24 protein-coding genes and 1 pseudogene are annotated in these 24,158 nt (G+C 43.3%); 22 read left to right on the top strand and 3 right to left on the bottom strand.

From position 1 onward, the window contains the following. Window positions 1-79: 79 nt before the first annotated feature. Both galE and EL140_RS06845 read left to right on the top strand, forming a co-directional pair. The gene (galE, locus tag EL140_RS06850) at window positions 80-1,099 is read left to right on the top strand and encodes a UDP-glucose 4-epimerase GalE (protein ID WP_001156544.1); all 1,020 of its coding nucleotides are present in this window, start codon (window positions 80-82) and stop codon (window positions 1,097-1,099) included. Next, window positions 1,083-2,067 (top strand): annotated as a pseudogene (locus tag EL140_RS06845) (glycosyltransferase family 2 protein). Before galE ends, EL140_RS06845 begins: the two are co-directional and overlap by 17 nt. 75 nt (window positions 2,068-2,142) lie before the next feature. On the opposite strand, the gene EL140_RS06840 reads toward EL140_RS06845, so the two are convergent. Continuing rightward, on the bottom strand, window positions 2,143-2,346 hold the full coding sequence (locus tag EL140_RS06840) for a ferredoxin (RefSeq protein ID WP_002874767.1): 204 nt from the start codon (window positions 2,344-2,346) through the stop codon (window positions 2,143-2,145). Between the two features lie 45 nt (window positions 2,347-2,391). Here EL140_RS06840 and EL140_RS06835 point away from each other — a divergent pair, with 45 nt between their 5' ends. The 9 genes from EL140_RS06835 (at window position 2,392) to whiA (ending at window position 9,454) form a co-directional block, all read left to right on the top strand. After that, a complete protein-coding gene (locus EL140_RS06835) occupies window positions 2,392-2,901 on the top strand; it encodes an SAG1386/EF1546 family surface-associated protein (RefSeq protein WP_000410193.1) in 510 nt (169 codons plus the stop codon). A gap of 9 nt (window positions 2,902-2,910) precedes the next feature. Continuing rightward, entirely contained in the window at window positions 2,911-3,585 is a 675-nt protein-coding gene (gene cmk, locus EL140_RS06830) for a (d)CMP kinase (RefSeq protein ID WP_000849411.1), read from the top strand. A 118-nt stretch (window positions 3,586-3,703) separates the two neighbouring features. Beyond that, complete coding sequence (locus EL140_RS06825) at window positions 3,704-4,210, top strand: dihydrofolate reductase (protein WP_000162309.1); 507 nt, start codon at window positions 3,704-3,706, stop codon at window positions 4,208-4,210. Between the two features lie 201 nt (window positions 4,211-4,411). Next, window positions 4,412-5,644, top strand: a complete 1,233-nt coding sequence (gene clpX, locus EL140_RS06815; protein WP_002874765.1) for an ATP-dependent Clp protease ATP-binding subunit ClpX — start codon at window positions 4,412-4,414, stop codon at window positions 5,642-5,644. An 8-nt stretch (window positions 5,645-5,652) separates the two neighbouring features. Continuing rightward, a complete protein-coding gene (gene yihA, locus EL140_RS06810) occupies window positions 5,653-6,240 on the top strand; it encodes a ribosome biogenesis GTP-binding protein YihA/YsxC (RefSeq protein WP_000405203.1) in 588 nt (195 codons plus the stop codon). A 9-nt stretch (window positions 6,241-6,249) separates the two neighbouring features. After that, on the top strand, window positions 6,250-6,630 hold the full coding sequence (locus EL140_RS06805; RefSeq protein ID WP_001140428.1) for a RidA family protein: 381 nt from the start codon (window positions 6,250-6,252) through the stop codon (window positions 6,628-6,630). A gap of 51 nt (window positions 6,631-6,681) precedes the next feature. Continuing rightward, a complete protein-coding gene (gene rapZ / locus EL140_RS06800; protein WP_000163039.1) occupies window positions 6,682-7,572 on the top strand; it encodes an RNase adapter RapZ in 891 nt (296 codons plus the stop codon). Next, entirely contained in the window at window positions 7,569-8,546 is a 978-nt protein-coding gene (locus tag EL140_RS06795; RefSeq protein WP_001231065.1) for a YvcK family protein, read from the top strand. The genes rapZ and EL140_RS06795 overlap by 4 nt, the downstream gene beginning before the upstream one ends. After that, window positions 8,543-9,454 (top strand): DNA-binding protein WhiA, encoded by a 912-nt coding sequence (gene whiA / locus EL140_RS06790; RefSeq protein WP_000011271.1) that lies wholly within the window; start codon window positions 8,543-8,545, stop codon window positions 9,452-9,454. The genes EL140_RS06795 and whiA overlap by 4 nt, the downstream gene beginning before the upstream one ends. 31 nt (window positions 9,455-9,485) lie before the next feature. Here whiA and EL140_RS06785 read toward each other — a convergent pair whose 3' ends face one another. Then, the gene (locus tag EL140_RS06785) at window positions 9,486-10,454 is read right to left on the bottom strand and encodes an NAD(P)/FAD-dependent oxidoreductase (protein WP_000081039.1); all 969 of its coding nucleotides are present in this window, start codon (window positions 10,452-10,454) and stop codon (window positions 9,486-9,488) included. 136 nt (window positions 10,455-10,590) lie between these two features. On the opposite strand from EL140_RS06785, the gene cdaA reads away from it, so the two are divergent. The 9 genes from cdaA to EL140_RS06740 all read left to right on the top strand — a co-directional run bounded on the left by cdaA (window position 10,591) and on the right by EL140_RS06740 (window position 19,390). Continuing rightward, entirely contained in the window at window positions 10,591-11,448 is an 858-nt protein-coding gene (gene cdaA, locus EL140_RS06780) for a diadenylate cyclase CdaA (protein WP_001011083.1), read from the top strand. Beyond that, window positions 11,435-12,232: a CdaR family protein gene (locus EL140_RS06775; RefSeq protein ID WP_001230929.1), complete on the top strand. Its 798-nt coding sequence runs from the start codon at window positions 11,435-11,437 to the stop codon at window positions 12,230-12,232. The genes cdaA and EL140_RS06775 overlap by 14 nt, the downstream gene beginning before the upstream one ends. A 30-nt stretch (window positions 12,233-12,262) precedes the next feature. Then, window positions 12,263-13,615 (top strand): phosphoglucosamine mutase, encoded by a 1,353-nt coding sequence (gene glmM / locus EL140_RS06770; protein ID WP_000521454.1) that lies wholly within the window; start codon window positions 12,263-12,265, stop codon window positions 13,613-13,615. 73 nt (window positions 13,616-13,688) lie between these two features. Further along, entirely contained in the window at window positions 13,689-14,063 is a 375-nt protein-coding gene (locus EL140_RS06765; protein WP_001050092.1) for a DUF1149 family protein, read from the top strand. Between the two features lie 2 nt (window positions 14,064-14,065). Continuing rightward, window positions 14,066-14,914, top strand: coding sequence for a DegV family protein (locus EL140_RS06760; protein WP_000762170.1), 849 nt, complete (start codon window positions 14,066-14,068; stop codon window positions 14,912-14,914). 39 nt (window positions 14,915-14,953) lie between these two features. Continuing rightward, window positions 14,954-15,721 carry a 4-hydroxy-tetrahydrodipicolinate reductase gene (dapB, locus tag EL140_RS06755; protein WP_000027876.1) on the top strand — a complete coding sequence of 256 codons (768 nt, stop codon included), beginning with the start codon at window positions 14,954-14,956 and terminating at the stop codon, window positions 15,719-15,721. Next, window positions 15,718-16,917, top strand: a complete 1,200-nt coding sequence (locus EL140_RS06750; RefSeq protein WP_002874759.1) for a CCA tRNA nucleotidyltransferase — start codon at window positions 15,718-15,720, stop codon at window positions 16,915-16,917. The genes dapB and EL140_RS06750 overlap by 4 nt, the downstream gene beginning before the upstream one ends. After that, the gene (locus EL140_RS06745; protein ID WP_001279100.1) at window positions 16,914-18,782 is read left to right on the top strand and encodes an ABC-F family ATP-binding cassette domain-containing protein; all 1,869 of its coding nucleotides are present in this window, start codon (window positions 16,914-16,916) and stop codon (window positions 18,780-18,782) included. Before EL140_RS06750 ends, EL140_RS06745 begins: the two co-directional genes overlap by 4 nt. Further along, complete coding sequence (locus tag EL140_RS06740; RefSeq protein ID WP_000969653.1) at window positions 18,779-19,390, top strand: hypothetical protein; 612 nt, start codon at window positions 18,779-18,781, stop codon at window positions 19,388-19,390. The genes EL140_RS06745 and EL140_RS06740 overlap by 4 nt, the downstream gene beginning before the upstream one ends. A gap of 53 nt (window positions 19,391-19,443) precedes the next feature. Here EL140_RS06740 and mntE read toward each other — a convergent pair whose 3' ends face one another. After that, window positions 19,444-20,637 (bottom strand): CDF family manganese efflux transporter MntE, encoded by a 1,194-nt coding sequence (mntE, locus tag EL140_RS06735; RefSeq protein WP_001076581.1) that lies wholly within the window; start codon window positions 20,635-20,637, stop codon window positions 19,444-19,446. Window positions 20,638-20,943: 306 nt separating this feature from the next. Between mntE and EL140_RS06730 the strand changes: the two genes are divergently transcribed. Continuing rightward, window positions 20,944-23,640: a cation-translocating P-type ATPase gene (locus tag EL140_RS06730; protein WP_000032436.1), complete on the top strand. Its 2,697-nt coding sequence runs from the start codon at window positions 20,944-20,946 to the stop codon at window positions 23,638-23,640. Between the two features lie 104 nt (window positions 23,641-23,744). After that, a complete protein-coding gene (locus EL140_RS06725) occupies window positions 23,745-24,155 on the top strand; it encodes a peptide deformylase (protein WP_000412254.1) in 411 nt (136 codons plus the stop codon). Window positions 24,156-24,158 lie beyond the last annotated feature (3 nt).

Raw genomic sequence — 24,158 nt, 5'->3', positions numbered from 1 at the left:
GTAGTTTAGGATGTCAAATGACATTCCCTATCAAAAATGATAAAATAAGAAAAAATAATCCGAGAATCGAGGAAGAAAGATGCAAGAAAAGATTTTGGTAACTGGTGGTGCTGGATTTATCGGAACCCACACTGTTATTGAGTTGATCCAAGCAGGTCATCAAGTGGTTGTGGTGGATAATCTTGTCAATAGCAATCGTAAAAGTTTAGAAGTTGTTGAAAGAATCACAGGAGTTGAGATTCCTTTTTATGAGGCAGATATCCGTGACACAGATACACTCAGAGATATTTTCAAGCAGGAAGAACCGACTGGTGTCATTCACTTTGCGGGTTTGAAGGCTGTTGGTGAATCAACACGTATCCCTCTTACCTACTATGACAACAATATCGCAGGAACTGTCAGCCTTCTAAAAGCCATGGAAGAAAATAACTGTAAGAACATCATCTTCAGTTCTTCGGCGACAGTTTACGGAGATCCTCACACTGTTCCAATCTTAGAAGATTTCCCACTTTCAGTGACCAATCCATACGGTCGTACTAAGCTTATGCTAGAGGAAATTCTGACCGATATCTACAAGGCAGACTCAGAATGGAATGTGGTATTACTTCGTTACTTTAACCCAATCGGAGCGCATGAAAGTGGAGATTTGGGAGAAAATCCAAACGGTATTCCAAACAACCTCTTACCTTATGTGGCACAAGTAGCCGTTGGCAAACTAGAGCAAGTACAAGTTTTTGGAGATGATTACGATACAGAAGATGGAACCGGGGTTCGTGACTATATCCACGTCGTAGACCTAGCCAAAGGTCACGTTGCAGCTTTGAAAAAACTCCAAAAAGGTTCAGGCCTTAACATTTACAACCTTGGAACAGGTAAGGGCTACTCAGTTCTTGAAATTATCCAAAACATGGAAAAAGCGGTGGGACGTCCCATTCCTTACCGCATCGTAGAACGCCGCCCAGGTGATATCGCTGCCTGCTACTCAGACCCTGCAAAAGCCAAAGCTGAACTGGGATGGGAAGCAGAACTCAGCATCACCCAAATGTGTGAAGACGCATGGCGTTGGCAAAGCAAGCATCCAAATGGATTTGAAGACTAAGATGATGATTTCAATCATTGTCCCATGTCTAAACGAAGAGGAAGTACTTCCTCTTTTTTATCAGTCTGTGGAAGCTCTGCTTCCTGACTTGGGAGCAGGAGTCGAGTATGTCTTTGTAGACGATGGCTCAAGCGATGGGACCCTGCAGCTTTTGAAGGCCTATCGGGAGCAAAATCCTGCGGTCCGTTATGTCTCATTCTCACGAAATTTTGGGAAAGAGGCAGCCTTATACGCGGGCTTGCAGCATGCAACTGGAGACTTGGTGGTCGTGATGGATGCAGACCTTCAGGATCCTCCCAGTATGCTACTTGAGATGAAAACCTTACTAGACCAAAATGCAGACTTGGACTGTGTTGGGACACGGAGAACTAGTCGGGAGGGAGAACCCTTTTTCCGCAGTTTCTGTGCGAACCTCTTTTACCGCCTCATGCAAAAAATTAGCCCAGTGGCTCTACCTTCAGGTGTCCGTGATTTTCGTATGATGAGAAGGTCTGTGGTAGATGCTATTTTAACACTGACCGAATCCAATCGTTTTTCTAAAGGACTCTTTGCCTGGGTGGGTTTTAAAACGCACTATCTTGATTATCCAAACGTTGAACGACAGGCTGGCAAGACCAGTTGGAGTTTTAGACAACTCTTTTTCTACTCGATTGAAGGAATTCTCAATTTTTCAGATTTTCCCTTGAGTATAGCTTTTGTAGCGGGACTTCTATCTTGTTTTCTTTCTTTTGTGATGACAGTTTTTGTAGTGTTTCGGACTCTTATCTTGGGAAATCCGACATCTGGTTGGACGTCTTTGATGGCTGTCATTCTCTTTCTTGGAGGGATTCAACTCCTGACAATTGGGATTCTCGGTAAGTATATCAGTAAGATTTACCTAGAAACCAAAAAAAGACCACTCTATCTCGTCAAAGAAAAAAGTGACCTTTCTATTGTTGAAGGAAAAAAATAACCAAAAAAGACTATAATTTTACCTAGAAATATGCTAAACTAGTAGGTGTGGGAAAAATGAGAAAAAATCAATAACATTCATTCCCTGCTTCCTACGATGGATCTTTTAGAAGTGCACGTGTAGGACAATTTTTGATGGCCTCCAGAACATCGCTGGTCTCAGCGATTTCTCTTTGCAATTCAACTGGATCATCGTAAAATCGAACGATTCCATTATCATGGTAATCAAAGAGTTCAGAATAGGTTTGGCAAAGCCCGCAGGCGATGCACCGTTCGGGTATAAGTGTGACTTTCATATTTATATTGTAATAAGAAAATGAAAAAAAAACAAGGAGTAAGGTATGGAAAAGGAACCGTGGCAAGAAGATATTTACGAAAACAATGAGGAAGAAACAAGATCAGAGCGTCGACACCGGAAACAAAAAGGGAAAGGCGTAGTTGCCAATCGTGTCTTGACAGTTCTAGCTAGCCTCTTCTTTGTAATTGTTGTAGCGATGGTAGTTGTATTGATTTACCTATCAACCGGTGGAAGCAATCGTACATCATCTTTGAAGGACTTCTATGATGCATCGTCTCCTTCTACAAGTTCAAGTTCTAAAGTGGAAGAATCATCATCTTCAAGTAGCAAGGTAGAGGAAACAACTTCTTCTGAATCAACACCTTCACAGAGCAGTTCGGAAGAACATACTACAGAGGGTGAAGGAACACTTACAGTACAGCCTGGAGAGGGAGAAGCAGCTCTTGCTCAACGTGCAGGGATTTCCATTGCCCAGCTAGAGGCTCTAAATCCTTCTCACATGTCATCTGGATCTTGGTTTGCCAACCCAGGTGATGTGATTAAGACAAGATAGGAGTCGGTCATGAAGACAATTCAAATTGCTATCGATGGTCCAGCTTCGAGTGGCAAGAGTACGGTCGCAAAGATTGTCGCTAAGGATTTTGGATATACTTATCTCGATACAGGTGCTATGTACCGTGCTGCGACTTATATAGCGCTCAAGCACCAGTTGAATGCAGAAAATGTAGACCAACTTCTTGAGCTTCTTAACCAACACCCCATTAGTTTTGGACGTTCAGAAACAGGTGAGCAACTTGTTTTTGTAGGAGATGTTGATATTACCCATCCGATTCGTGAAAATGAAGTGACCAACAAGGTTTCAAGCATCGCTGCCATTCCTGAGGTGCGTGAGAAACTGGTTTCGCTCCAGCAAGAGATTGCTCAGCAAGGTGGTATCGTCATGGATGGGCGTGATATCGGGACAGTTGTTTTACCACAAGCTGAACTCAAGATTTTCCTAGTGGCTTCTGTTGAAGAAAGAGCAGAGCGTCGTTACAAGGAGAATATTGCTAAAGGGATTGAGACTGACTTGGAAACGTTGAAAGAAGAGATTGCTGCGCGTGACTACAAGGATAGTCATCGTGAAACCTCACCTCTCAAACAGGCTGAGGATGCAGTTTACCTTGACACAACTGGACTAAGTATCCAAGAAGTGGTCGAAAAAATCGAATCAGAAGCAAAAAAATATTTGTCCTAGGGACGAGAGGAGCAGGCTAAATGAAGCCTGCTCCTTTTCTCTCTTTTGCGCGCGTTTCAAAACAGCCTTTTTGGGAGAATTTTGATAAAATAGTAGTATCAATAAAAAGGACGGAAGCATGACAAAGAAAATCATAGCCATTTGGGCCCAAGATGAAAAAGGTGTGATTGGGAAGGAAGATCGTCTCCCTTGGCATTTGCCAGCAGAGTTGCAACATTTTAAGGAAACGACTTTAAATCATGCTATACTGATGGGACGAGTGACCTTTGATGGTATGGGACGTCGTCTGCTTCCAAAACGGCAAACCCTGATTTTAACGCGCAATAGCGAAGAAGTCATAGATGGGGCGCTCGTATTTCAAGATGTGGAGTCTGTTTTAGCGTGGTATCAGAGTCAGGAAAAAAATCTCTATATCATTGGCGGAAAGCAGATTTTTCAGGCTTTTGAGCCTTATTTAGATGAAATTATCGTGACGCAGATTCATGCTCAGGTGGGGGGAGATACCTATTTCCCTGAGGAGTTTGACTTATCTCGTTTTGAGACGGTTGCAAGCAAATCTTACACCCGAGATGAGAAAAACGACTATGATTTTACCATCGAATACCGAGATAGAAAGGAAGTCTAATGGAGCGCAGTATATTTGGATTTTTTACAGCTTTTTTGTGTGTAATCTGTATTTTGACTGGAGCACAGGCTTTTCGTAAGAAGCGCTATGGACTGTCTGCCTTACTCTGGTTGAATGCTTTTACCAATCTGGTCAACAGTGTCCACGCTTTTTATATGACCTTATTTTAGATAGAATGATAAATTAGAATGGAAGGAAATCATGCCTACAAATAGGAAAAATGATATGATGGTTTATTGCTCATTTTGTGGCAAAAGCCAAGAAGAAGTAAAGAAAATAATCGCTGGGAACAACGCCTTTATCTGTAATGAATGTGTGGAGTTGGCCCAGGAAATCATTCGGGAGGAGTTGGCCGAGGAAGTCTTGGCAGATTTGTCTGAAGTACCAAAACCAATCGAACTCCTCAATATCTTGAATCACTATGTGATTGGTCAGGATCGTGCCAAACGTGCCTTGGCAGTGGCTGTATACAATCACTACAAACGCATCAATTTCCACGATACGCGTGAAGAGTCTGAAGATGTGGATTTGCAGAAGTCAAATATCTTGATGATTGGCCCAACTGGTTCAGGGAAAACTTTCTTGGCTCAGACCTTGGCTAAGAGCTTGAACGTGCCTTTTGCTATCGCAGATGCGACAGCTCTGACTGAGGCTGGGTATGTGGGTGAGGACGTGGAAAACATCCTCCTCAAACTATTGCAGGCTGCTGACTTTAATATCGAACGTGCAGAACGCGGGATTATCTACGTGGATGAAATTGACAAAATTGCCAAGAAGAGCGAGAATGTGTCTATCACACGTGACGTTTCGGGTGAAGGGGTGCAACAAGCCCTTCTCAAGATTATCGAGGGAACTGTCGCTAGCGTGCCACCTCAAGGAGGACGCAAACATCCACAACAAGAGATGATTCAGGTGGATACCAAGAATATCCTCTTTATCGTAGGTGGTGCTTTTGATGGCATCGAAGAAATCGTTAAACAACGTCTGGGTGAAAAAGTTATCGGTTTTGGCCAAAATAACAAGGCGATTGATGAAAACAGCTCCTACATGCAAGAAATCATCGCAGAAGACATTCAAAAATTCGGTATTATCCCTGAGTTGATTGGACGCTTGCCTGTCTTTGCTGCTCTTGAGCAATTGACGGTCGATGACTTGGTTCGCATCTTGAAAGAACCAAGAAATGCCTTGGTGAAACAATACCAAACCTTACTTTCTTATGATGACGTTGAGTTGGAATTTGACGACGAAGCCCTTCAAGAGATTGCTAATAAAGCCATCGAACGCAAAACTGGTGCGCGTGGTCTTCGCTCAATCATTGAAGAAACCATGCTAGATGTTATGTTTGAAGTGCCAAGTCAGGAAAATGTGAAATTGGTCCGCATCACAAAAGAAGCTGTTGATGGAACGGAAAAACCAATCCTAGAAACAGCCTAGAGGTGACTATGGAAATCAATACACACAATGCTGAAATCCTGCTCAGTGCGGCAAACAAGTCTCACTATCCGCAGGATGAACTGCCAGAGATTGCCCTAGCAGGGCGTTCAAATGTTGGCAAGTCTAGCTTTATCAACACCATGCTCAACCGCAAAAATCTGGCTCGTACATCAGGAAAACCTGGGAAAACCCAGCTACTCAACTTTTTTAACATTGATGACAAGATGCGTTTTGTGGATGTACCAGGTTATGGCTATGCCCGCGTTTCTAAAAAGGAACGTGAAAAATGGGGGCGCATGATTGAGGAGTATTTGACCACTCGGGAAAATCTCCGTGCCGTGGTCAGTCTGGTGGATCTCCGCCACGACCCGTCAGCAGATGATGTACAGATGTATGAATTTCTCAAGTATTATGAGATTCCGGTTATCATCGTTGCGACTAAGGCAGATAAGATTCCCCGTGGTAAGTGGAACAAGCACGAATCAGCAATTAAAAAGAAATTAAACTTTGACCCAAGTGACGACTTCATCCTCTTTTCATCTGTCAGCAAGGCAGGGATGGATCAGGCTTGGGATGCAATATTAGAAAAATTGTGAGGGAAAGAAATGGCAAAAACAATTCATACAGACAAAGCTCCAAAAGCAATCGGACCATATGTTCAAGGGAAAATCGTTGGCAATCTTTTGTTTGCTAGCGGTCAAGTTCCCCTATCTCCTGAAACTGGAGAAATTGTAGGAAAAACAATCCAAGAACAGACAGAACAAGTCTTGAAAAATATCGGTGCTATTTTGGCAGAAGCAGGAACAGACTTTGACCATGTTGTTAAAACAACTTGCTTCTTGAGCGATATGAATGACTTTGTTCCTTTTAACGAGGTTTACCAGACTGCCTTTAAAGAGGAATTTCCAGCTCGTTCAGCTGTAGAGGTTGCACGTCTTCCTCGTGATGTAAAAGTCGAAATTGAAGTGATCGCAGAGATTGGATAAGCTAGTTGAAGTTTGGCTCTGCCAAACTTTTTTTGATATAAGGAGAGATAGATGACAAAGAAACAACTTCACCTGGTGATTGTGACAGGGATGAGTGGCGCAGGGAAAACAGTAGCCATTCAGTCCTTCGAAGATTTGGGATATTTTACCATTGACAATATGCCGCCAGCCCTCTTGCCAAAGTTTTTGCAGTTGGTAGAGACCAAGGATGATGACCACAAACTGGCCTTGGTTGTGGACATGCGTAGTCGTTCCTTCTTTTCAGAGATTCAGGCTGTTTTGGATGAATTGGAAAACCAAGATGATTTGGACTTCAAAATCCTCTTTTTAGACGCAGCAGATAAGGAATTGGTAGCCCGTTACAAGGAAACCAGACGGAGTCACCCACTTGCTGCAGATGGTCGAATTTTAGATGGCATTAAGCTGGAACGTGAACTTTTGGCACCTTTGAAAAACATGAGCCAAAATGTGGTGGATACGACAGAACTCACCCCACGTGAACTTCGTAAAACCATTGCTGAGCAATTTTCAGACCAAGAACAAGCCCAGTCTTTCCGTATCGAGGTCATGTCTTTTGGATTCAAGTATGGTATTCCTATCGATGCAGACTTGGTCTTTGATGTCCGTTTTTTGCCAAATCCATACTACCTTCCGGAACTCCGCAATCAGACAGGTGAGGATCAAGCAGTTTATGACTATGTGATGAATCATGAAGAGTCTGAAAGTTTCTATCAGCACTTACTCGCTTTGATTGAACCCATTTTGCCAAGTTACAAAAAAGAAGGCAAGTCTGTTTTAACCATTGCAGTAGGATGTACAGGTGGACAGCACCGTAGTGTTGCCTTTGCAAAACGAATCGCTGAGGACCTTGCTAAAAACTGGCCTGTCAATGAAAGCCATCGTGACAAAGACAGAAGAAAGGAAACGGTAAACCGTTCATGAGAAAACCAAAGATAACGGTAATTGGTGGAGGAACAGGTATCCCCGTCATTTTGAAAAGTTTGCGAGAAAAGGATGTTGAGATCGCAGCCATCGTAACGGTAGCTGATGATGGTGGATCTTCTGGTGAGCTAAGAAAGAATATCCAACAGCTGACACCACCAGGTGATCTCCGTAATGTCCTTGTGGCCATGTCGGATATGCCCAAGTTTTATGAGAAGGTTTTTCAGTACCGTTTCTCAGAAGAGGCCGGAGCATTTGCGGGTCATCCACTGGGGAATATCATCATAGCAGGGCTCTCTGAAATGCAAGGGTCCACTTATAATGCCATGCAGCTGCTAAGTCTCTTTTTCCACACAACAGGAAAAATCTACCCCTCAAGCGATCAGCCTTTGACACTGCATGCAGTCTTTAAAGACGGTTCAGAGGTGGCGGGTGAGAGCCACATTGCAGATCATCCAGGTATGATCGACCATGTCTATGTGACCAATACCCTGGATGATGAAACACCCCAAGCCAGCCGTCGAGTAGTCAATACTATTCTAGAGAGTGACATGATTGTCTTGGGGCCTGGTTCCCTCTTTACATCGATTTTGCCAAATATTGTCATTGAGGAGATCGGGCAGGCTCTCTTGGAGACTAAGGCGGAGATCGCCTATGTTTGCAATATCATGACCCAGCGTGGGGAAACAGAGCACTTTTCAGACAGTGACCACGTGGAAGTCCTCCATCGACACTTAGGTCGGCCTTTTATTGATACGGTCTTGGTTAATATCGAAAAGGTTCCTAGAGAATACATGGATACCAACCGTTTTGATGAATATTTGGTTCAGGTAGAGCATGATTTTTCTGGTCTTTGCAAGCAGGTTCCTCGTGTGATTTCATCCAACTTCCTTCGTTTGGAAAATGGAGGAGCCTTCCATGATGGCGATTTGATTGTAGACGAATTGATGCGCATTATACAGGTGAGAAAATGAGTTTTACAGTTGCAGTAAAAGAGGAAATTCTTGGTCAACACCATCTCAGTCGTCATGAATTATCAGCCATCATCAAGATGTCTGGCAGTATCGGTCTCTCGACTTCTGGCCTAACCTTGTCCGTCGTGACTGAAAATGCCAAGTTGGCTCGGCATCTCTATGAGTCTTTTCTCCATTTTTATGACATCAAGTCAGAGATTCGTCACCATCAGAGAAGCAATCTTCGTAAGAATCGTGTCTATACGGTCTATACCGATGAGAGAGTGCAGGAGCTTTTAGTTGATTTGCGACTTGCGGATTCCTTCTTTGGTTTGGAGACGGGTATTGATCCCGATATTTTAGCAGATGAGGAGGCTGGACGTGCTTACTTATGTGGGGCCTTTCTGGCAAATGGTAGTATTCGAGATCCTGAGTCTGGCAAGTACCAGTTGGAGATCAGTTCCGTTTATCTGGACCATGCCCAAGGATTGGCCTCTCTCCTTCAGCAGTTTTTGTTGGATGCCAAGGTTATTGAGCGAAAGAAAGGTGCAGTTACCTATCTCCAACGTGCAGAGGACATCATGGATTTCTTGATTGTGATTGGGGCCATGCAGGCGCGTGATAATTTTGAGCGCGTCAAGATTTTGCGTGAAACCCGTAACGATCTCAATCGAGCCAATAATGCCGAGACAGCTAATATCGCTCGGACAGTTTCTGCCAGCATGAAGACTATCAATAATATCAGTAAAATCAAAGATAGAATGGGTTTGGAAAATTTACCAGTGGATTTGCAGGAGGTGGCTCGCTTACGGATCCAGCACCCAGACTACTCTATCCAGCAGTTGGCGGATAGCCTGAGCAATCCCCTGACCAAAAGTGGTGTCAACCACAGACTCAGAAAAATAAACAAGATTGCAGATGAACTATAAAACCACGAATCGTTGATCCGTGGTTCTTTTATTATAAACTGGTCGAGTGTTTGGGTTGTACTTTTTGGTCAGGGTCAATGTAGTTAATGGCATTGTTAACAGCTGTTGGAGCTTCACCCAGTCCTGTCGCAATCAAATCAATCTTACCTTCATAGTAGCAGCAGTCGCCGATAGCATAGATACCTGCTTGGCTGGATTCTTGTTTGCTATTGACGATAATCTTGTGACGGTTGAGATCCAGACCCCAATTTTTAAGATTGCCAACAGATGATTTGAAACCATAGTTGACAAAGAGGTGGTCTACTTCGATAGTTTCGGTTTCATCTGATTTGACTTTGGTGATTTCTAGTTTATCGAGTGTTTTTCCATCTCCGATAAGTTGGCTAGGAACGAACGGTGTCTTGATGGTCACAGATGATTCTTGCAAGGCTTGCACACTATGTTCCAAGGCGCGGAAATTATCTCTGCGGTGAACGAGAGTGGTTGGGGCAATCTTTTCAAAAGCCAGAGCCCAGTCCACTGCTGAGTCCCCACCACCAAGGATGGTCACTTTCTTACCAGCGTATTGTTGGATGTTGGAAACGTGGTGGTGGATATTTTCATAGTCCTCAACGTTCTCCAATTCGAGCGGACGTGGTTTAAAGGCACCTCCACCCATAGCAATGATGACTGTTTTGGTCAGATGGCTTCCCTTGTTGGTTGTGATGGTGAATCCTTGATCTTGCTTCTCAATTTCAAGAACGGTTTCGTTGAGGTGAACAGGTGTTTCAAAGCCGTTTAGCTGTTCAATCAAGCGATTGGTCAGTTCTTCCCCAGTTAGGTTTGAAAAACCTGGCACATCAAGGATTTGCTTTTCAGGGTAGAGGATGGCAGGTTGACCACCGAGCTGGGGAAGGGAGTCAATGATTTGGACTTTGGCTTGGCGTAGGTGGGCGTAAAAGGCAGCAAAGAGCCCGACAGGACCGCCACCGACAATGGTAATATCATAGAGTTGAGACATGATTTCTCCTTCGTTTTTTCTAATCAGTTTATTTTATCATATTTTTGCTTAATTTAAAATGAGGTAGGATAGGGAAAAAATGGGCAAAAAATGGTATAATGGTACAGAAAGTGTTTCGACAGGGAGGAGGCCAGGGATGAATTTTCAACAATTATCCAATTTACAATACTGGACGAGTTTGTTTTCAAGTCCTTGGACGATAGTCATCAATCTGATAGATATTCTCATTGTGACTTATATTTTATATCATTTTACCAAAGCGATTGCAGGGACCAAAATCATGATTTTGGTGCGGGGAGTCTTGGTCTTTATTTTAGGTCAGATTCTGTCCAATATGATTGGTTTGACGACCATTTCCTGGTTGATTAATCAGATCATCACCTACGGGGTCATTGCAGCGGTGGTTATTTTTTCACCAGAGATTCGGACTGGTTTGGAACGATTGGGTCGAGCTACTGATTTCTTCTACAATGCGCCTATTAGTGCGGAAGAGCAAATGGTTCGCGCCTTTGTCAAATCAGTCGAGTACATGAGTCCTCGTAAGATTGGTGCTCTGGTAGCAGTTCAGCGAGTGAGAACCTTGCAGGAATACATCTCAACTGGGATTCCTCTAGATGCTAAAATTTCCTCTGAGTTATTGATTAATATCTTTATCCCCAATACTCCCTTACACGATGGAGCGGTCATTGTCAGAGAAGATCGGATTGCCGTAACTTCAGCCTACCTACCCCTGACTGAAAATACGGGAATTTCCAAGGAGTTTGGGACACGTCACAGGGCAGCGATTGGTTTGTCGGAAGTATCAGATGCTCTTACCTTTGTGGTTTCTGAGGAAACAGGTGGAATCTCAATCACCTATAATGGAGTCTTTAAGAATGATTTGACCTTGGAAGAGTTTGAATCGGAGTTAAGAAGAATCTTGCTTCCAGCATCAGAGGAAAAACAAGGTTTGAAAGAGCGTTTGCTAGGAGGATTGAAACATGAGAAAAAATAGTCTTTATATTATTTCTTCCTTCTTTTTCGCCTGCATCCTCTTTATCTATGCGACTTCAACAAACTATCAGAATAGCAATAGTGCTAGACAGGTGCGGACAGAAACCTATACCAATACGGTTCTTAATGTCCCAATCGATATTCAGTATGACAGTGCTCAGTACTTTATCAGTGGTTTTACATCTGAAGTGACCGTCTTTCTGACTGGGTCAAACAGAGTTGCTTTGGCGAGTGAGATGCAGGAAAGCACTCGGAAATTCAAGGTCAAAGCTGACTTAACCAATGCCAGTGTAGGAACCATCGAAGTTCCCCTGACTATTGAAAATTTACCGAGTGGTTTGACGGCTGTTGCGACACCGCAAAAGATAACAGTCAAGGTTGGTAAAAAAGCAAAACGTGATAATGTAATCGTTGTGCCGGAGATTGACCCTAGTCAGATTGATTCTCGTGTGAAAATTGATACAGTCACTGTATCAGATGAAAAAGTAACGGTTATTAGTGATGAGGAAACTCTCTCTAGAGTAGATCGTGTCATTGCCATCTTGCCAACGAGTGAACGGATAACAGGTAATTATTCGGCTTCTGTTCCTCTACAAGCAGTCGATAAAAATGGAAATGTCTTGCCAAGCGTCATTATGCCATTTGACACTACAATGAAAATTACAACCAAAACAGTATCGTCTAGCTCGAGTTCTTCGTCAACGACCTCGTCAACGGGCTCTTCAACCAGCAGTTCGTCTTCAACGAGTTCAGAAACGAAACCAGACTCGTCTAAACAGGACTAAACAAAATAGTAGAAAAGGATGATAAATAAAATGGGTAAATATTTTGGGACCGATGGAGTCCGTGGAGAAGCAAACGTAGAACTGACGCCAGAATTGGCCTTTAAATTGGGACGTTTTGGTGGTTATGTTCTTAGCCAACACGAAACAGAAGCCCCTAAAGTCTTTGTAGGACGTGATACACGCATCTCAGGAGAAATGCTAGAATCTGCCTTAGTGGCAGGTCTTCTCTCTGTAGGGATTCACGTCTACAAACTCGGTGTCCTTGCAACACCAGCAGTAGCTTATTTGGTCAAAACTGAGGGAGCCAGTGCAGGTGTCATGATTTCCGCTAGTCACAACCCAGCCCTTGATAATGGAATTAAGTTCTTTGGAGGGGATGGCTTCAAACTTGATGACGAAAAAGAAGCAGAAATCGAAGCCTTGCTAGATGCTACAGAAGATACCCTTCCTCGTCCAAGCGCCGAAGGCTTGGGAACCTTAGTGGACTATCCAGAAGGTTTACGTAAGTATGAAGGCTACCTTGTTTCAACTGGAACTCCTCTTGAAGGGATGAAAGTGGCCTTGGATACAGCTAATGGTGCAGCGTCTACAAGTGCTCGTCAAATCTTTGCAGACCTTGGAGCTCAAATAACTGTTATCGGTGAGACACCGGATGGTCTTAATATCAACTTGAATGTGGGTTCTACACATCCAGAAGCTCTTCAAGAGGTGGTCAAAGAAAGCCAGTCAGCTATTGGTTTGGCCTTTGACGGAGACAGTGACCGCTTGATTGCTGTCGATGAAAATGGCGACATCGTCGATGGTGATAAGATCATGTACATCATCGGGAAATACCTTTCTGAAAAAGGCCAGTTGGCTCAAAATACCATCGTGACAACGGTTATGTCTAACCTTGGCTTCCATAAGGCTTTGGATAGCGCTGGCATTAACAAGGCAGTGACTGCTGTTGGTGACCGCTATGTCGTTGAAGAAATGAGAAAATCAGGCTACAACCTTGGTGGTGAACAATCAGGTCACGTTATCTTGATGGACTACAATACAACTGGTGATGGTCAATTATCAGCTGTCCAATTGACCAAAATCATGAAAGAAACAGGCAAGAGCTTGTCTCAACTAGCATCAGAAGTGACGATTTACCCACAAAAACTGGTCAATATCCGAGTGGAAAATGCCATGAAAGAAAATGCCATGGAAGTACCAGCCATCAAGACAATCATAGAAAAGATGGAAGAAGAGATGGCAGGCAACGGTCGTATCCTTGTCCGCCCAAGTGGAACAGAACCCCTCTTGCGTGTCATGGCAGAAGCACCAACAACAGAAGAAGTCAACTACTATGTAGATACGATTGCTGCTGTGGTTAAAGATGAAATCGGAATTGACTAAAGCCTAGAAAACTAGATGAAATGATAAAAATGTGGTACAATTGCATAGTAAATTGTAGCAATGGGAGAGAAAAATGAATCTTAAACGAGAACAAGAATTTGTTAGCCAGTATCACTTTGATGCTCGTAACTTTGAATGGGAAAATGAAAATGGAGCTCCTGAAACCAAGGTAGACGTGAACTTTCAGTTACTCCAACATGACCAAGAAAACCAAGTGACTTCTTTAGTCGTTATCTTGAGCTTTATGATTGTCTTTGACAAATTTGTCATCAGCGGAACAATTTCCCAAGTGAACCATGTGGAAGGTCGTATTGTCAACGAACCAAGCGAATTTAACCAAGAAGAAGTCGAAACCTTGGCACGTCCATGTTTGAACATGCTTAATCGTTTGACGTATGAAGTAACAGAAATCGCCTTGGATCTTCCAGGAATCAATTTGGAGTTTTAGCCATGAAATTAGCTGTCATTACAGATTCTTCAGCCTATTTAGAGGAGAGGACGCTGCAAAGAGAGAATCTATTTATCTTGGATATTCCTGTCAATATTGATGGGGAGGAGTATGTTGAAGGTGTCAATCTGACTGCTGAAGAATTTTATCAAAAAATGGCTCAGTCTGCAGAATTGCCTAAAACTAGTCAACCAAGTATTGCCAAATTGGATGAGATTCTAAGTTCCTTGAAAGATGAAGGCTATACTCATGTCTTGGGCCTCTTTCTTTCGTCAGGAATTTCAGGCTTTTATCAGAATATCCAATATATGTTAGACGAGTATGAAGGTTTGACCATTGCCTTTCCAGATACCCATATCACAAGTTCCCCTCTAGGATTTATGGTAGAGAGTGCCTTTGATTGGGCAGAACAAGGCGATGATTTTGCGCAGATTCAGGAGAAGTTGGGGATCCAAATTGCTGATAATTCAGCCTTTATCATAGTAGATGACCTCGACCACTTGGTTAAGGGAGGACGTTTGTCAAATGGAGCAGCTATCTTAGGAAATCTCCTCAGTATCAAGCCTATCCTTTACTTTAATGACCAAGGAGTGATTGAAGTTTACGAAAAAGTTCGTACAGAAAAGAAAGCAATCAAACGTTTGGTGGAAATCATCAAGGAGTTGACAAAAGATGGGGACTACCGTATAACAGTCATTCATGGGAACGCTCCTCAAAAGGCAGCGGATTTACGTCAGCTTTTGATAGAGAGTGGTGTGACTGCTGAAATTCCAATTGAAACCTTTGGTAGTGTCATTGGGACCCACCTTGGAGAAGGTAGTATTGCTTTGAGCTATACACCAATCGTCTAAATTGTTCTTACAGACTTTGTATCTTAGACAGGAGTAGAGATGAGTATTCGAGTAATTATTGCCGGTTTTAAGGGAAAGATGGGCCAAGCCGCTTGTCAGATGGTCTTGGCTGATCCAGACTTGGACTTGGTCGCAGTTTTGGATCCTTTTGAGTCTGAGTCAGAGTGGCAGGGTATTCCTGTCTTTAATGATAAGGCTGCCTTGGCTGGTTTTGAAGCGGATGTCTGGGTGGATTTCACCATACCAGCTGTTGCCTATGAAAATACACGCTTTGCTCTTGAAAATGGCTTTGCTCCTGTCGTAGGAACAACTGGATTCACTAGTGAAGAAATTGCAGAACTCAAAGCATTTTCCCGTAAACAAGATTTGGGTGGCTTGATTGCCCCTAACTTTGCCTTGGGAGCTGTCTTGCTGATGCAATTTGCGGCGCAAGCTGCCAAATATTTCCCAAATGTGGAGATTATCGAGCTCCATCATGACAAGAAAAAAGATGCTCCGAGTGGAACAGCTATCAAAACAGCTGAGTTGATGGCGGAAGTTCGGGAATCAATCCAGCAAGGTGCGCCTGATGAGGAAGAATTGATTGCGGGTGCCCGTGGTGCTGACTTTGATGGCATGCGCATCCACTCAGTTCGTCTACCAGGCTTGGTAGCCCATCAGGAAGTCATCTTTGGCAATCAGGGAGAAGGATTGACCCTCCGTCATGACTCCTATGATCGCAGCTCCTTCATGACAGGGGTGAATTTGGGAATCAAAGAAGTTGTCAAGCGTCATGAGCTTGTCTATGGATTAGAACACTTATTATGAGATTAACGCAAATGCCTTCTGAATTTCAGAAGGCTTTACCAGTATTAGAAAAAATTAAAGAAGCAGGCTTTGAGGCCTATTTTGTTGGGGGCTCTGTTCGAGATGCCCTCCTCAATCGTCCCATCCATGATGTGGATATTGCGACTTCTTCTTATCCAGAGGAAACCAAGCAGATATTTTCCCGCACAGCTGATATCGGAATCGAGCACGGAACTGTCTTGGTTTTAGATGGGGACGAGGAGTATGAGGTAACCACCTTTCGGACAGAGGATGTCTATGTAGACTATCGCAGACCCAGTGCGGTTTCCTTTGTGCGTTCGCTAGAAGAAGACCTCAAGCGCCGTGACTTCACAGTTAATGCCTTTGCCTTGGATGAGACAGGCGAAATTATTGACTTGTTCCATGGTTTAGAGGATTTGGAAAACCAAGTCTTGCGAGCAGTTGGAGTGGCTAGTGAACGTTTCAATGAAGATGCTTTGCGCATTATGCGTGGTTTTCGTTTTCAGGCCAGTCTTGGTTTTGAACTTGAGCAAGAAACATTTGAAGCGATGAAGACTTTGACGCCACTCTTGGAGAAAATTTCTGTGGAGCGAACCTTTGTTGAGTTTGATAAGCTCTTGCTGGCACCTTTTTGGCGAGTTGGTCTGTCTTCCATGATTGAGAGTCAAGCTTATGATTATCTCCCTGATATGGCAGCCAGTCGAGAAAAGCTTCAAAAATTGTTTGATTTAGAGGCGGATTTCACCTTTGAGTCTTCTGAGCAAGCCTGGGCGGCCCTCTTGTGGGCTTTGGAGATTAAGGATGCTCAGCCATTTTTGAAGGCATGGAAAACCTCACGACAATTTGCCAAGCAGGTTCAGGATTTGCTGACCATTTTGGCTTTGCGAGAAGAAGGAGAGCTGAGCAAGCGCGATTGTTACCGCTTTGATTTGGATTCCCTTCTACAAGCCGAAAGTCTTCGTCAGGCTCAAGGAAAAGAAGTCAACCCACAAGCCATCAAAGAAACTTACCATAGTTTGACCATTCATGATAAGAAAGAAATTCAGATTAACGGTGGAATTTTGATTAAGGAATATGGTTACCAGCCAGGACCAGACTTGGGAGAGATTTTAACAGAGATTGAGTTTGCCATTGTCGATGGAGAGTTGGAAAACGACCGTCAAGCCATCCATACTTACCTGAGGGAGAAAAAATGAGTGATTTTATCGTTGAAAAACTAAGCAAATCCGTCGGTGATAAGACCGTTTTTAAGGATATTTCTTTTATCATCCATGACTTGGATAGAATCGGTCTAATAGGTGTCAATGGAACGGGTAAGACCACTCTGTTAGACGTTCTTTCTGGTGTTTCTGGCTTTGATGGGGATGTCAGTCCCTTTTCGGCAAAGAATGACTATAAGATTGGCTACTTGACCCAGGATCCTGATTTTGATGATAGCAAGACAGTTTTGGATACGGTTCTCTCCAGCGACCTCAAGGAAATCCAGTTGATTCGTGAGTATGAGTTAATCATGCTCAATTACAGTGAGGACAAGCAGGCTCGTTTGGAACGGGTCATGGCAGAGATGGATTCTCTCCAAGCCTGGGAAATTGAAAGCCAGGTCAAGACGGTCCTCAGCAAGCTGGGTATTCAGAACTTATCTACTCCTGTTGGGGAATTGTCAGGTGGTCTAAGAAGACGTGTCCAGTTGGCGCAAGTTCTCCTAGGAAACCACGACCTCTTGCTTCTGGACGAGCCGACCAACCACCTGGACATTGCGACCATTGAGTGGCTGACACTTTTTTTGAAAAATTCCAAGAAGACTGTTCTCTTTATCACCCACGATCGTTATTTCCTAGATGCACTATCAACGCGGATTTTCGAGTTGGACCGAGCAGGCTTGACCGAGTATCAGGGAAATTATCAGGACTATGTTCGCCTCAAGGCTGAACAAGATGAGCGTGACGCTGCCCTTCTCCACAAGAAAGAACAACTCTATAAGCAAGAACTGGCCTGGATGCGTAGACAACCGCAAGCGCGTGCGACCAAGCAACAAGCCCGTATCAATCGTTTCCATGACTTGAAAAAGGAAGTTTCAGGTGGCGTTGCTGATACAGACTTGACCATGAACTTTGAAACCAGTCGGATTGGGAAGAAAGTCATCGAGTTTCAGGATGTTTCCTTTGCCTATGAAAACAAGCCAATTTTGCAAGATTTTAATCTCTTGGTGCAAGCCAAAGACCGTATCGGAATCGTTGGGGATAATGGTGTCGGGAAGTCAACTCTGCTTAATCTCATCGCAGGAAGTCTTGAGCCGACTAAAGGTCAAGTTATCATCGGTGAGACGGTTCGCATCGCCTATTTTTCTCAACAAATTGAAGGTTTGGATGAAAGCAAGCGCGTTATCAATTACCTGCAGGAAGTAGCAGAAGAAGTTAAGACCAGTGGTGGTTCTACGACTTCCATTGCAGAGTTGCTAGAGCAGTTTCTCTTCCCACGTTCGACGCATGGAACCTTGATTGAGAAATTGTCAGGTGGCGAGAAAAAACGCCTTTATCTTCTCAAATTGCTTTTGGAAAAACCAAATGTTCTTCTTTTGGACGAGCCGACCAATGACCTAGACATTGCAACCTTGACAGTCTTGGAGAATTTCTTGCAGAGCTTTTCAGGTCCTGTCTTGACAGTTAGCCACGACCGTTATTTCCTGGATAAGGTAGCGACCAAGATTCTCGCCTTTGAGAATGGCAAGATTCGTCCTTTCTTTGGTCATTACACCGACTACCTTGATGAAAAAAACTTTGAAACTGATATGGCCAATCAAGTTCAAAAGGCCGAAAAGGAAAAAGTGGTCAAGGTCCGTGAAGATAAGAAACGCATGACCTACCAAGAAAAGCAGGAGTGGGCAAGCATTGAAGGCGATATTGAAGCCTTGGAAAATTGTATCGTTGCTATTGAAGAAGAAATGCAGGCAAACGGCTCTGACTTTGGTAAACTAGCTACTCTTCAAAAAGAGCTAGACGAGAAAAATGAAGAACTCCTTGAAAAATACGAGCGCTATGAATACCTAAGTGAGTTGGCATGATGGAAGAAAAAGTCATTAAACATAGTCCCAAGAAAATCATTTGGAATGCCTTGTTTGGCTTGGCTTCAGTGCTTTTCTTCTTGCTGCCTCTCTCTTATCTTCGTTTGTACTCTCAAAAGGGGACTAAACTTCATACGATAAGCCTTTTGTTAATGCTGGTTGTACTTTTTTGTGCTGGAGTAGTCATTTATCAGACATACAGACTGTTAAGCTCTGATAAGGAATATTTAAAATGTACAGTCGAGGGGTTTTACTACAAACAAAATCCAAAGAAACCTAGTCGTTTCTATGCTTGGGCAGATGTAGAGGACTTTTCCTTCTCTCGGATTCGAGGGAAGTATAGGGATTCTTATCGGATTGAAGTCTATTTTAAAAACAAGGAAAATGTGAAATCCCAATCCTTTCTAGCTCTGCTGAAGAGAAGGATTCTCCCTTTTCATTCGTCAGCAGATTTGATTATCCCGATCTTTCTACTAGATGTAGGACTTCCTGAAAGGGTCTATGAGGCCATGAAGTACTATGAAAGAGAATGGCGCATCGAACAAAATCGTCAAGCAAGAAAAAAGGCAAAACAAGCTTCGAAAAGCAAATCTTCCAAACTGTCATAGTCTGTCTTTGCTTAAAGTAGAATAATCAAAAAGGCCCTATCCACTGGATAGGGTCACTGTTTGTCTTCTTTTTTTGTTTCCTGGTGGAAAATATTTTGCCAAGTCTCATGGCGACGCCAGATACTGGTGTGGACGATGCCATCTAGCTCATAGCAAATGAGCTTGGTTTTCTGACTAATGGAGGTAATCTGAATGTTCTTAATCGTAGCACTAAGTTCTTTTTCAGCCTTATAAGCCTCTTTATCCATCTGCTCTCCATCTTGACGGATATAGAGAAAGTCCTCAGCAAGGAGTTCTTCTAGCTGATTTCCTTGGTCAATCAATTGCTCACGCATGAGTAGTTTTTTATAGACATTGTCTAAAATCTCGTCCTCAGGTATGGGAGCTGGCTCGATATGGACATCGGTATCAAAGACTCCAAAACGCTCTTCCAGCATGGATTCGACCTGGTCTGCAATCTCATGACTTTCATAGACTGATAGGTCAGGATTCATTTCCAGGGTGATATCAAGGTAGATATTGCTACCGTAGGTACGCCCTCTTTGGGACTTGACCTTACTAATCTTTGGAATCTCCATGATGGCCTTTTGATAGTCCTCTAGCAGACGGTCATCAAAACCATCTGACAGACTGAAGGAAGACTCGATAAAGATATCATAGGCTGTTTTTAAGATAAAGAAGGTGATGATGATAGCGACCAATTTATCCACGATTGGATAATTGAAACTGCTGGCTAGGATAGCAATGGAAGTCCCAAGCGAGGTGACAGCATCGGAAAGATTGTCCTTAGCAGCTGCCTTCAGAGCCTTGGATTTGGATTTCTTACTGAGGCGTGTGTTATAGAGATAAACAGCAAACATGACCGCTGCCGAAATGATTCCTAGAGTTGCACCCAGAGGATCAATGGGTGTTTGTTCTCGACTGAGGATTTTCTGAATAGTGTCCCGAAGCACATCAAAGCCAACATAGAACATGATGATGGAAGTAATCAAGCTAGCCAAATCTTCAATTTTCCAGTGACCAAAGCGATGGTCACGGTCAGCAGGCTGGCGCGCCATCCGAATCCCAATCAAGAGGGCAACATTTCCAATAATATCAGATACGTTGTTGAAACCATCTGCCACCAAACTGGAAGAATGCAGGAGGTGACCAGTTGCCAATTTTGCTGCAGACAAGAGGAGGTAAGTCGAAATGCTGATAATGGCTCCACGTTCTGCCAATTTGAGATTTGACATGGATTGGTTCATCGGACTTCCTTTCTAGTCATATAGTATTCTACCATTATACTGGTTTTCAAGGGAAAATTCAAATTTAGTCTTGTTTCATCTGATTTTAACCCTTGAAAACTTTTCAAATTTTGATATAATAGTACTACTCAAGGGAGTAGCTGGCAGAAACCTGTGATAGTGTCGTCATTCCGAATTGTATACTGAAAAGTATGTTTTCCGGCACTATCTTAAACAGCGAGACTTGTTATGATTAACAGGTCTCTTTTTGTTTGTCATAAAACTAAAAGAGAACTTGTTTTGCACACAATGTCAAGGAGGAGACACATGTCAAAAGAACAAAAACGCCAAGCGTTTTACACTCAAAGTCCTGAAGAGGTCTTGAAGTCAGTTGAAGCAACTGAGCAAGGTCTTTCGTCAAGCGAAGCGCAGAAACGTCTAGCTGAATATGGACGCAATGAACTGGAAGAGGGTGAGAAAAAATCTCTCCTAGTCAAGTTTATCGAGCAATTTAAGGATTTGATGATTATCATCCTAGTTGCTGCGGCTATCTTGTCAGTCGTAACTTCTGGTGGGGAAGATATCGCAGATGCCATCATTATCCTAGCCGTGGTTATCATCAACGCTGCCTTTGGTGTTTACCAAGAAGGAAAAGCAGAAGAAGCCATCGAAGCCCTCAAGTCTATGTCTAGTCCAGCTGCTCGCGTTATTCGTGATGGGCACATGGCTGAGATTGATTCCAAAGAATTGGTACCAGGTGATATCGTTGCCCTTGAAGCTGGTGATGTAGTGCCAGCAGACCTACGTTTGCTAGAAGCTAATTCTCTTAAAATTGAAGAAGCAGCCTTGACAGGTGAGTCTGTTCCAGTCGAAAAAGACTTGACTGTCGAGCTCTCTGCAGATGCTGGTATTGGTGACCGTGTCAATATGGCCTTCCAAAACTCAAATGTGACTTATGGTCGTGGTCTTGGCGTTGTTGTCAATACAGGTATGTACACGGAAGTGGGTCATATCGCTGGCATGCTCCAAGATGCGGATGAGACGGATACACCACTCAAACAAAACTTGAACAACCTTTCTAAGGTCTTGACCTATGCAATTTTGGTCATTGCCCTTGTTACTTTTGTAGTCGGAGTCTTCATTCAAGGTAAAAATCCACTTGGTGAGTTGATGACATCTGTTGCGCTTGCTGTTGCAGCCATCCCAGAAGGACTTCCTGCTATCGTGACCATCGTTCTTGCCCTTGGTACTCAAGTTTTGGCAAAACGAAACTCTATCGTTCGTAAGTTGCCAGCAGTTGAAACACTTGGTTCAACTGAGATCATCGCTTCTGATAAGACTGGTACGCTTACCATGAACAAGATGACAGTCGAAAAAGTCTTCTATGATGCAGTCCTACATGATTCAGCTGATGATATTGAACTAGGTCTTGAAATGCCTCTTCTTCGTTCTGTTGTTTTGGCTAATGATACTAAGATTGATGCAGAAGGAAACCTGATTGGGGATCCAACGGAAACAGCCTTCATCCAGTATGCCTTGGACAAGGGCTATGATGTTAAAGGATTTTTAGAGCAATATCCTCGTGTAGCTGAGTTACCATTTGACTCAGATCGTAAACTCATGTCAACGGTTCATCCATTACCAGATGGTAAATTCCTCGTAGCAGTCAAGGGAGCCCCTGACCAACTTTTGAAACGTTGTGTTGCTCGTGATAAGGCTGGAGATGTTGCTCCGATTGATGAGAAAGTTAATGACTTAATTCACACAAACAACTCTGAAATGGCTCACCAAGCCTTGCGTGTTCTTGCGGGTGCTTATAAGATTGTAGACAGCATTCCAGAAAACCTGACTTCTGAAGAGCTTGAAAACAACTTGATCTTTACTGGATTGATTGGAATGATTGACCCTGAACGTGCCGAAGCAGCAGAAGCTGTTCGTGTCGCTAAGGAAGCGGGAATCCGTCCAATCATGATCACTGGTGACCACCAAGATACAGCGGAAGCCATTGCCAAACGTTTGGGAATCATCGATGAAAATGACTCGGAAGACCATGTCTTGACTGGTGCTGAACTCAACGAACTTTCTGATGAAGAATTTGAAAAAGTCGTTGGTCAATACTCTGTCTACGCGCGTGTATCTCCAGAACACAAGGTTCGTATCGTCAAGGCTTGGCAAAAACAAGGTAAGGTTGTTGCTATGACAGGTGACGGTGTTAATGATGCGCCAGCTCTGAAAACAGCCGATATCGGTATCGGTATGGGAATCACTGGTACAGAGGTTTCTAAGGGGGCTTCTGACATGATTCTTGCAGATGATAACTTTGCGACCATTATCGTCGCAGTTGAAGAAGGACGCAAGGTCTTCTCAAACATTCAAAAGACTATTCAGTACTTACTTTCTGCCAATACTGCTGAAGTATTAACTATCTTCTTATCAACCTTGTTTGGTTGGGACGTCTTGCAGCCAGTTCATCTTTTGTGGATCAACTTGGTAACCGATACCTTCCCAGCTATCGCTCTTGGTGTTGAACCTGCTGAGCCAGGTGTTATGACCCACAAACCTCGTGGACGTAAGTCAAGCTTCTTCTCAGGTGGTGTTTTGAGTTCTATCATCTATCAAGGTGTACTCCAAGCAGCTATTGTTATGAGTGTTTATGGACTTGCAATTGCTTACCCAGTTCATGTGGGTGACAATCATGCCATTCATGCGGATGCCCTTACTATGGCCTTTGCAACCCTTGGTTTGATTCAACTATTCCATGCCTACAATGTCAAGTCTGTTTACCAATCCATCTTGACAGTTGGCCCATTCAAGTCTAAGACCTTTAACTGGTCCATCTTGGTATCCTTCATCCTTCTGATGGCGACCATCGTTGTAGAACCACTTGAAGGTATCTTCCACGTAACCAAACTAGACTTGTCACAATGGGCTATTGTTCTAGCTGGAAGCTTCTCAATGATACTTATCGTCGAAATCGTCAAGTTTGTTCAACGTAAACTTGGTCTTGATAAGAACGCGATTTAAAAAGAAAGTCATCTTCGGATGGCTTTTTTTGCATTTGAGGGAAAGGACTAGAAGTTGCCCCCTTTTGTGCTATAATAAAGTAAAGATGTAAGGAGCGTAAGAGAATGGAAAAGAAAATTGTCCGAGATGTCTTATTCTTGTCGCAGGTCTCGAAACCTGCAAGTCAGGAAGACCTTTATCTGGCTAAGGATTTGCAGGATACCCTGCTGGCTAATCGCGAGACCTGTGTCGGTCTAGCGGCCAATATGATTGGTGTGCAGAAGCGTGTCATTATCTTTAATCTTGGCTTGGTTCCCATGGTTATGTTTAATCCCGTTCTCCTTTCCTACATAGGACCTTACGAGACAGAGGAAGGGTGTTTGTCCTTGACTGGGGTGCGATCAACAACTCGTTATGAAACGATTACGGTTTCCTATCGAGATAGTAAGTGGCAGGAACAGACCATTACGTTAACAGGTTTTCCAGCTCAGATCTGCCAACATGAACTGGATCATTTGGAAGGACGGATTATTTAGGAG

The organism is Streptococcus oralis ATCC 35037 (genome assembly GCF_900637025.1).
Lineage (GTDB): Bacteria > Bacillota > Bacilli > Lactobacillales > Streptococcaceae > Streptococcus > Streptococcus oralis.
Note: the sequence above shows the minus strand (reverse complement) of the source record. Positions and strands in the feature narration are given on the sequence as shown.

Excerpts from the sequence above, each read along its gene's own strand:
- galE (WP_001156544.1), top strand. The coding sequence starts at position 80 with ATGCAAGAAAAGATTTTGGTAACTGGTGGTGCTGGATTTATCGGAACC.
- EL140_RS06840 (WP_002874767.1), bottom strand. The coding sequence starts at position 2,346 with ATGAAAGTCACACTTATACCCGAACGGTGCATCGCCTGCGGGCTTTGC.
- EL140_RS06835 (WP_000410193.1), top strand. The coding sequence starts at position 2,392 with ATGGAAAAGGAACCGTGGCAAGAAGATATTTACGAAAACAATGAGGAA.
- cmk (WP_000849411.1), top strand. The coding sequence starts at position 2,911 with ATGAAGACAATTCAAATTGCTATCGATGGTCCAGCTTCGAGTGGCAAG.
- EL140_RS06825 (WP_000162309.1), top strand. The coding sequence starts at position 3,704 with ATGACAAAGAAAATCATAGCCATTTGGGCCCAAGATGAAAAAGGTGTG.
- clpX (WP_002874765.1), top strand. The coding sequence starts at position 4,412 with ATGCCTACAAATAGGAAAAATGATATGATGGTTTATTGCTCATTTTGT.
- yihA (WP_000405203.1), top strand. The coding sequence starts at position 5,653 with ATGGAAATCAATACACACAATGCTGAAATCCTGCTCAGTGCGGCAAAC.
- EL140_RS06805 (WP_001140428.1), top strand. The coding sequence starts at position 6,250 with ATGGCAAAAACAATTCATACAGACAAAGCTCCAAAAGCAATCGGACCA.
- rapZ (WP_000163039.1), top strand. The coding sequence starts at position 6,682 with ATGACAAAGAAACAACTTCACCTGGTGATTGTGACAGGGATGAGTGGC.
- EL140_RS06795 (WP_001231065.1), top strand. The coding sequence starts at position 7,569 with ATGAGAAAACCAAAGATAACGGTAATTGGTGGAGGAACAGGTATCCCC.
- whiA (WP_000011271.1), top strand. The coding sequence starts at position 8,543 with ATGAGTTTTACAGTTGCAGTAAAAGAGGAAATTCTTGGTCAACACCAT.
- EL140_RS06785 (WP_000081039.1), bottom strand. The coding sequence starts at position 10,454 with ATGTCTCAACTCTATGATATTACCATTGTCGGTGGCGGTCCTGTCGGG.
- cdaA (WP_001011083.1), top strand. The coding sequence starts at position 10,591 with ATGAATTTTCAACAATTATCCAATTTACAATACTGGACGAGTTTGTTT.
- EL140_RS06775 (WP_001230929.1), top strand. The coding sequence starts at position 11,435 with ATGAGAAAAAATAGTCTTTATATTATTTCTTCCTTCTTTTTCGCCTGC.
- glmM (WP_000521454.1), top strand. The coding sequence starts at position 12,263 with ATGGGTAAATATTTTGGGACCGATGGAGTCCGTGGAGAAGCAAACGTA.
- EL140_RS06765 (WP_001050092.1), top strand. The coding sequence starts at position 13,689 with ATGAATCTTAAACGAGAACAAGAATTTGTTAGCCAGTATCACTTTGAT.
- EL140_RS06760 (WP_000762170.1), top strand. The coding sequence starts at position 14,066 with ATGAAATTAGCTGTCATTACAGATTCTTCAGCCTATTTAGAGGAGAGG.
- dapB (WP_000027876.1), top strand. The coding sequence starts at position 14,954 with ATGAGTATTCGAGTAATTATTGCCGGTTTTAAGGGAAAGATGGGCCAA.
- EL140_RS06750 (WP_002874759.1), top strand. The coding sequence starts at position 15,718 with ATGAGATTAACGCAAATGCCTTCTGAATTTCAGAAGGCTTTACCAGTA.
- EL140_RS06745 (WP_001279100.1), top strand. The coding sequence starts at position 16,914 with ATGAGTGATTTTATCGTTGAAAAACTAAGCAAATCCGTCGGTGATAAG.
- EL140_RS06740 (WP_000969653.1), top strand. The coding sequence starts at position 18,779 with ATGATGGAAGAAAAAGTCATTAAACATAGTCCCAAGAAAATCATTTGG.
- mntE (WP_001076581.1), bottom strand. The coding sequence starts at position 20,637 with ATGAACCAATCCATGTCAAATCTCAAATTGGCAGAACGTGGAGCCATT.
- EL140_RS06730 (WP_000032436.1), top strand. The coding sequence starts at position 20,944 with ATGTCAAAAGAACAAAAACGCCAAGCGTTTTACACTCAAAGTCCTGAA.
- EL140_RS06725 (WP_000412254.1), top strand. The coding sequence starts at position 23,745 with ATGGAAAAGAAAATTGTCCGAGATGTCTTATTCTTGTCGCAGGTCTCG.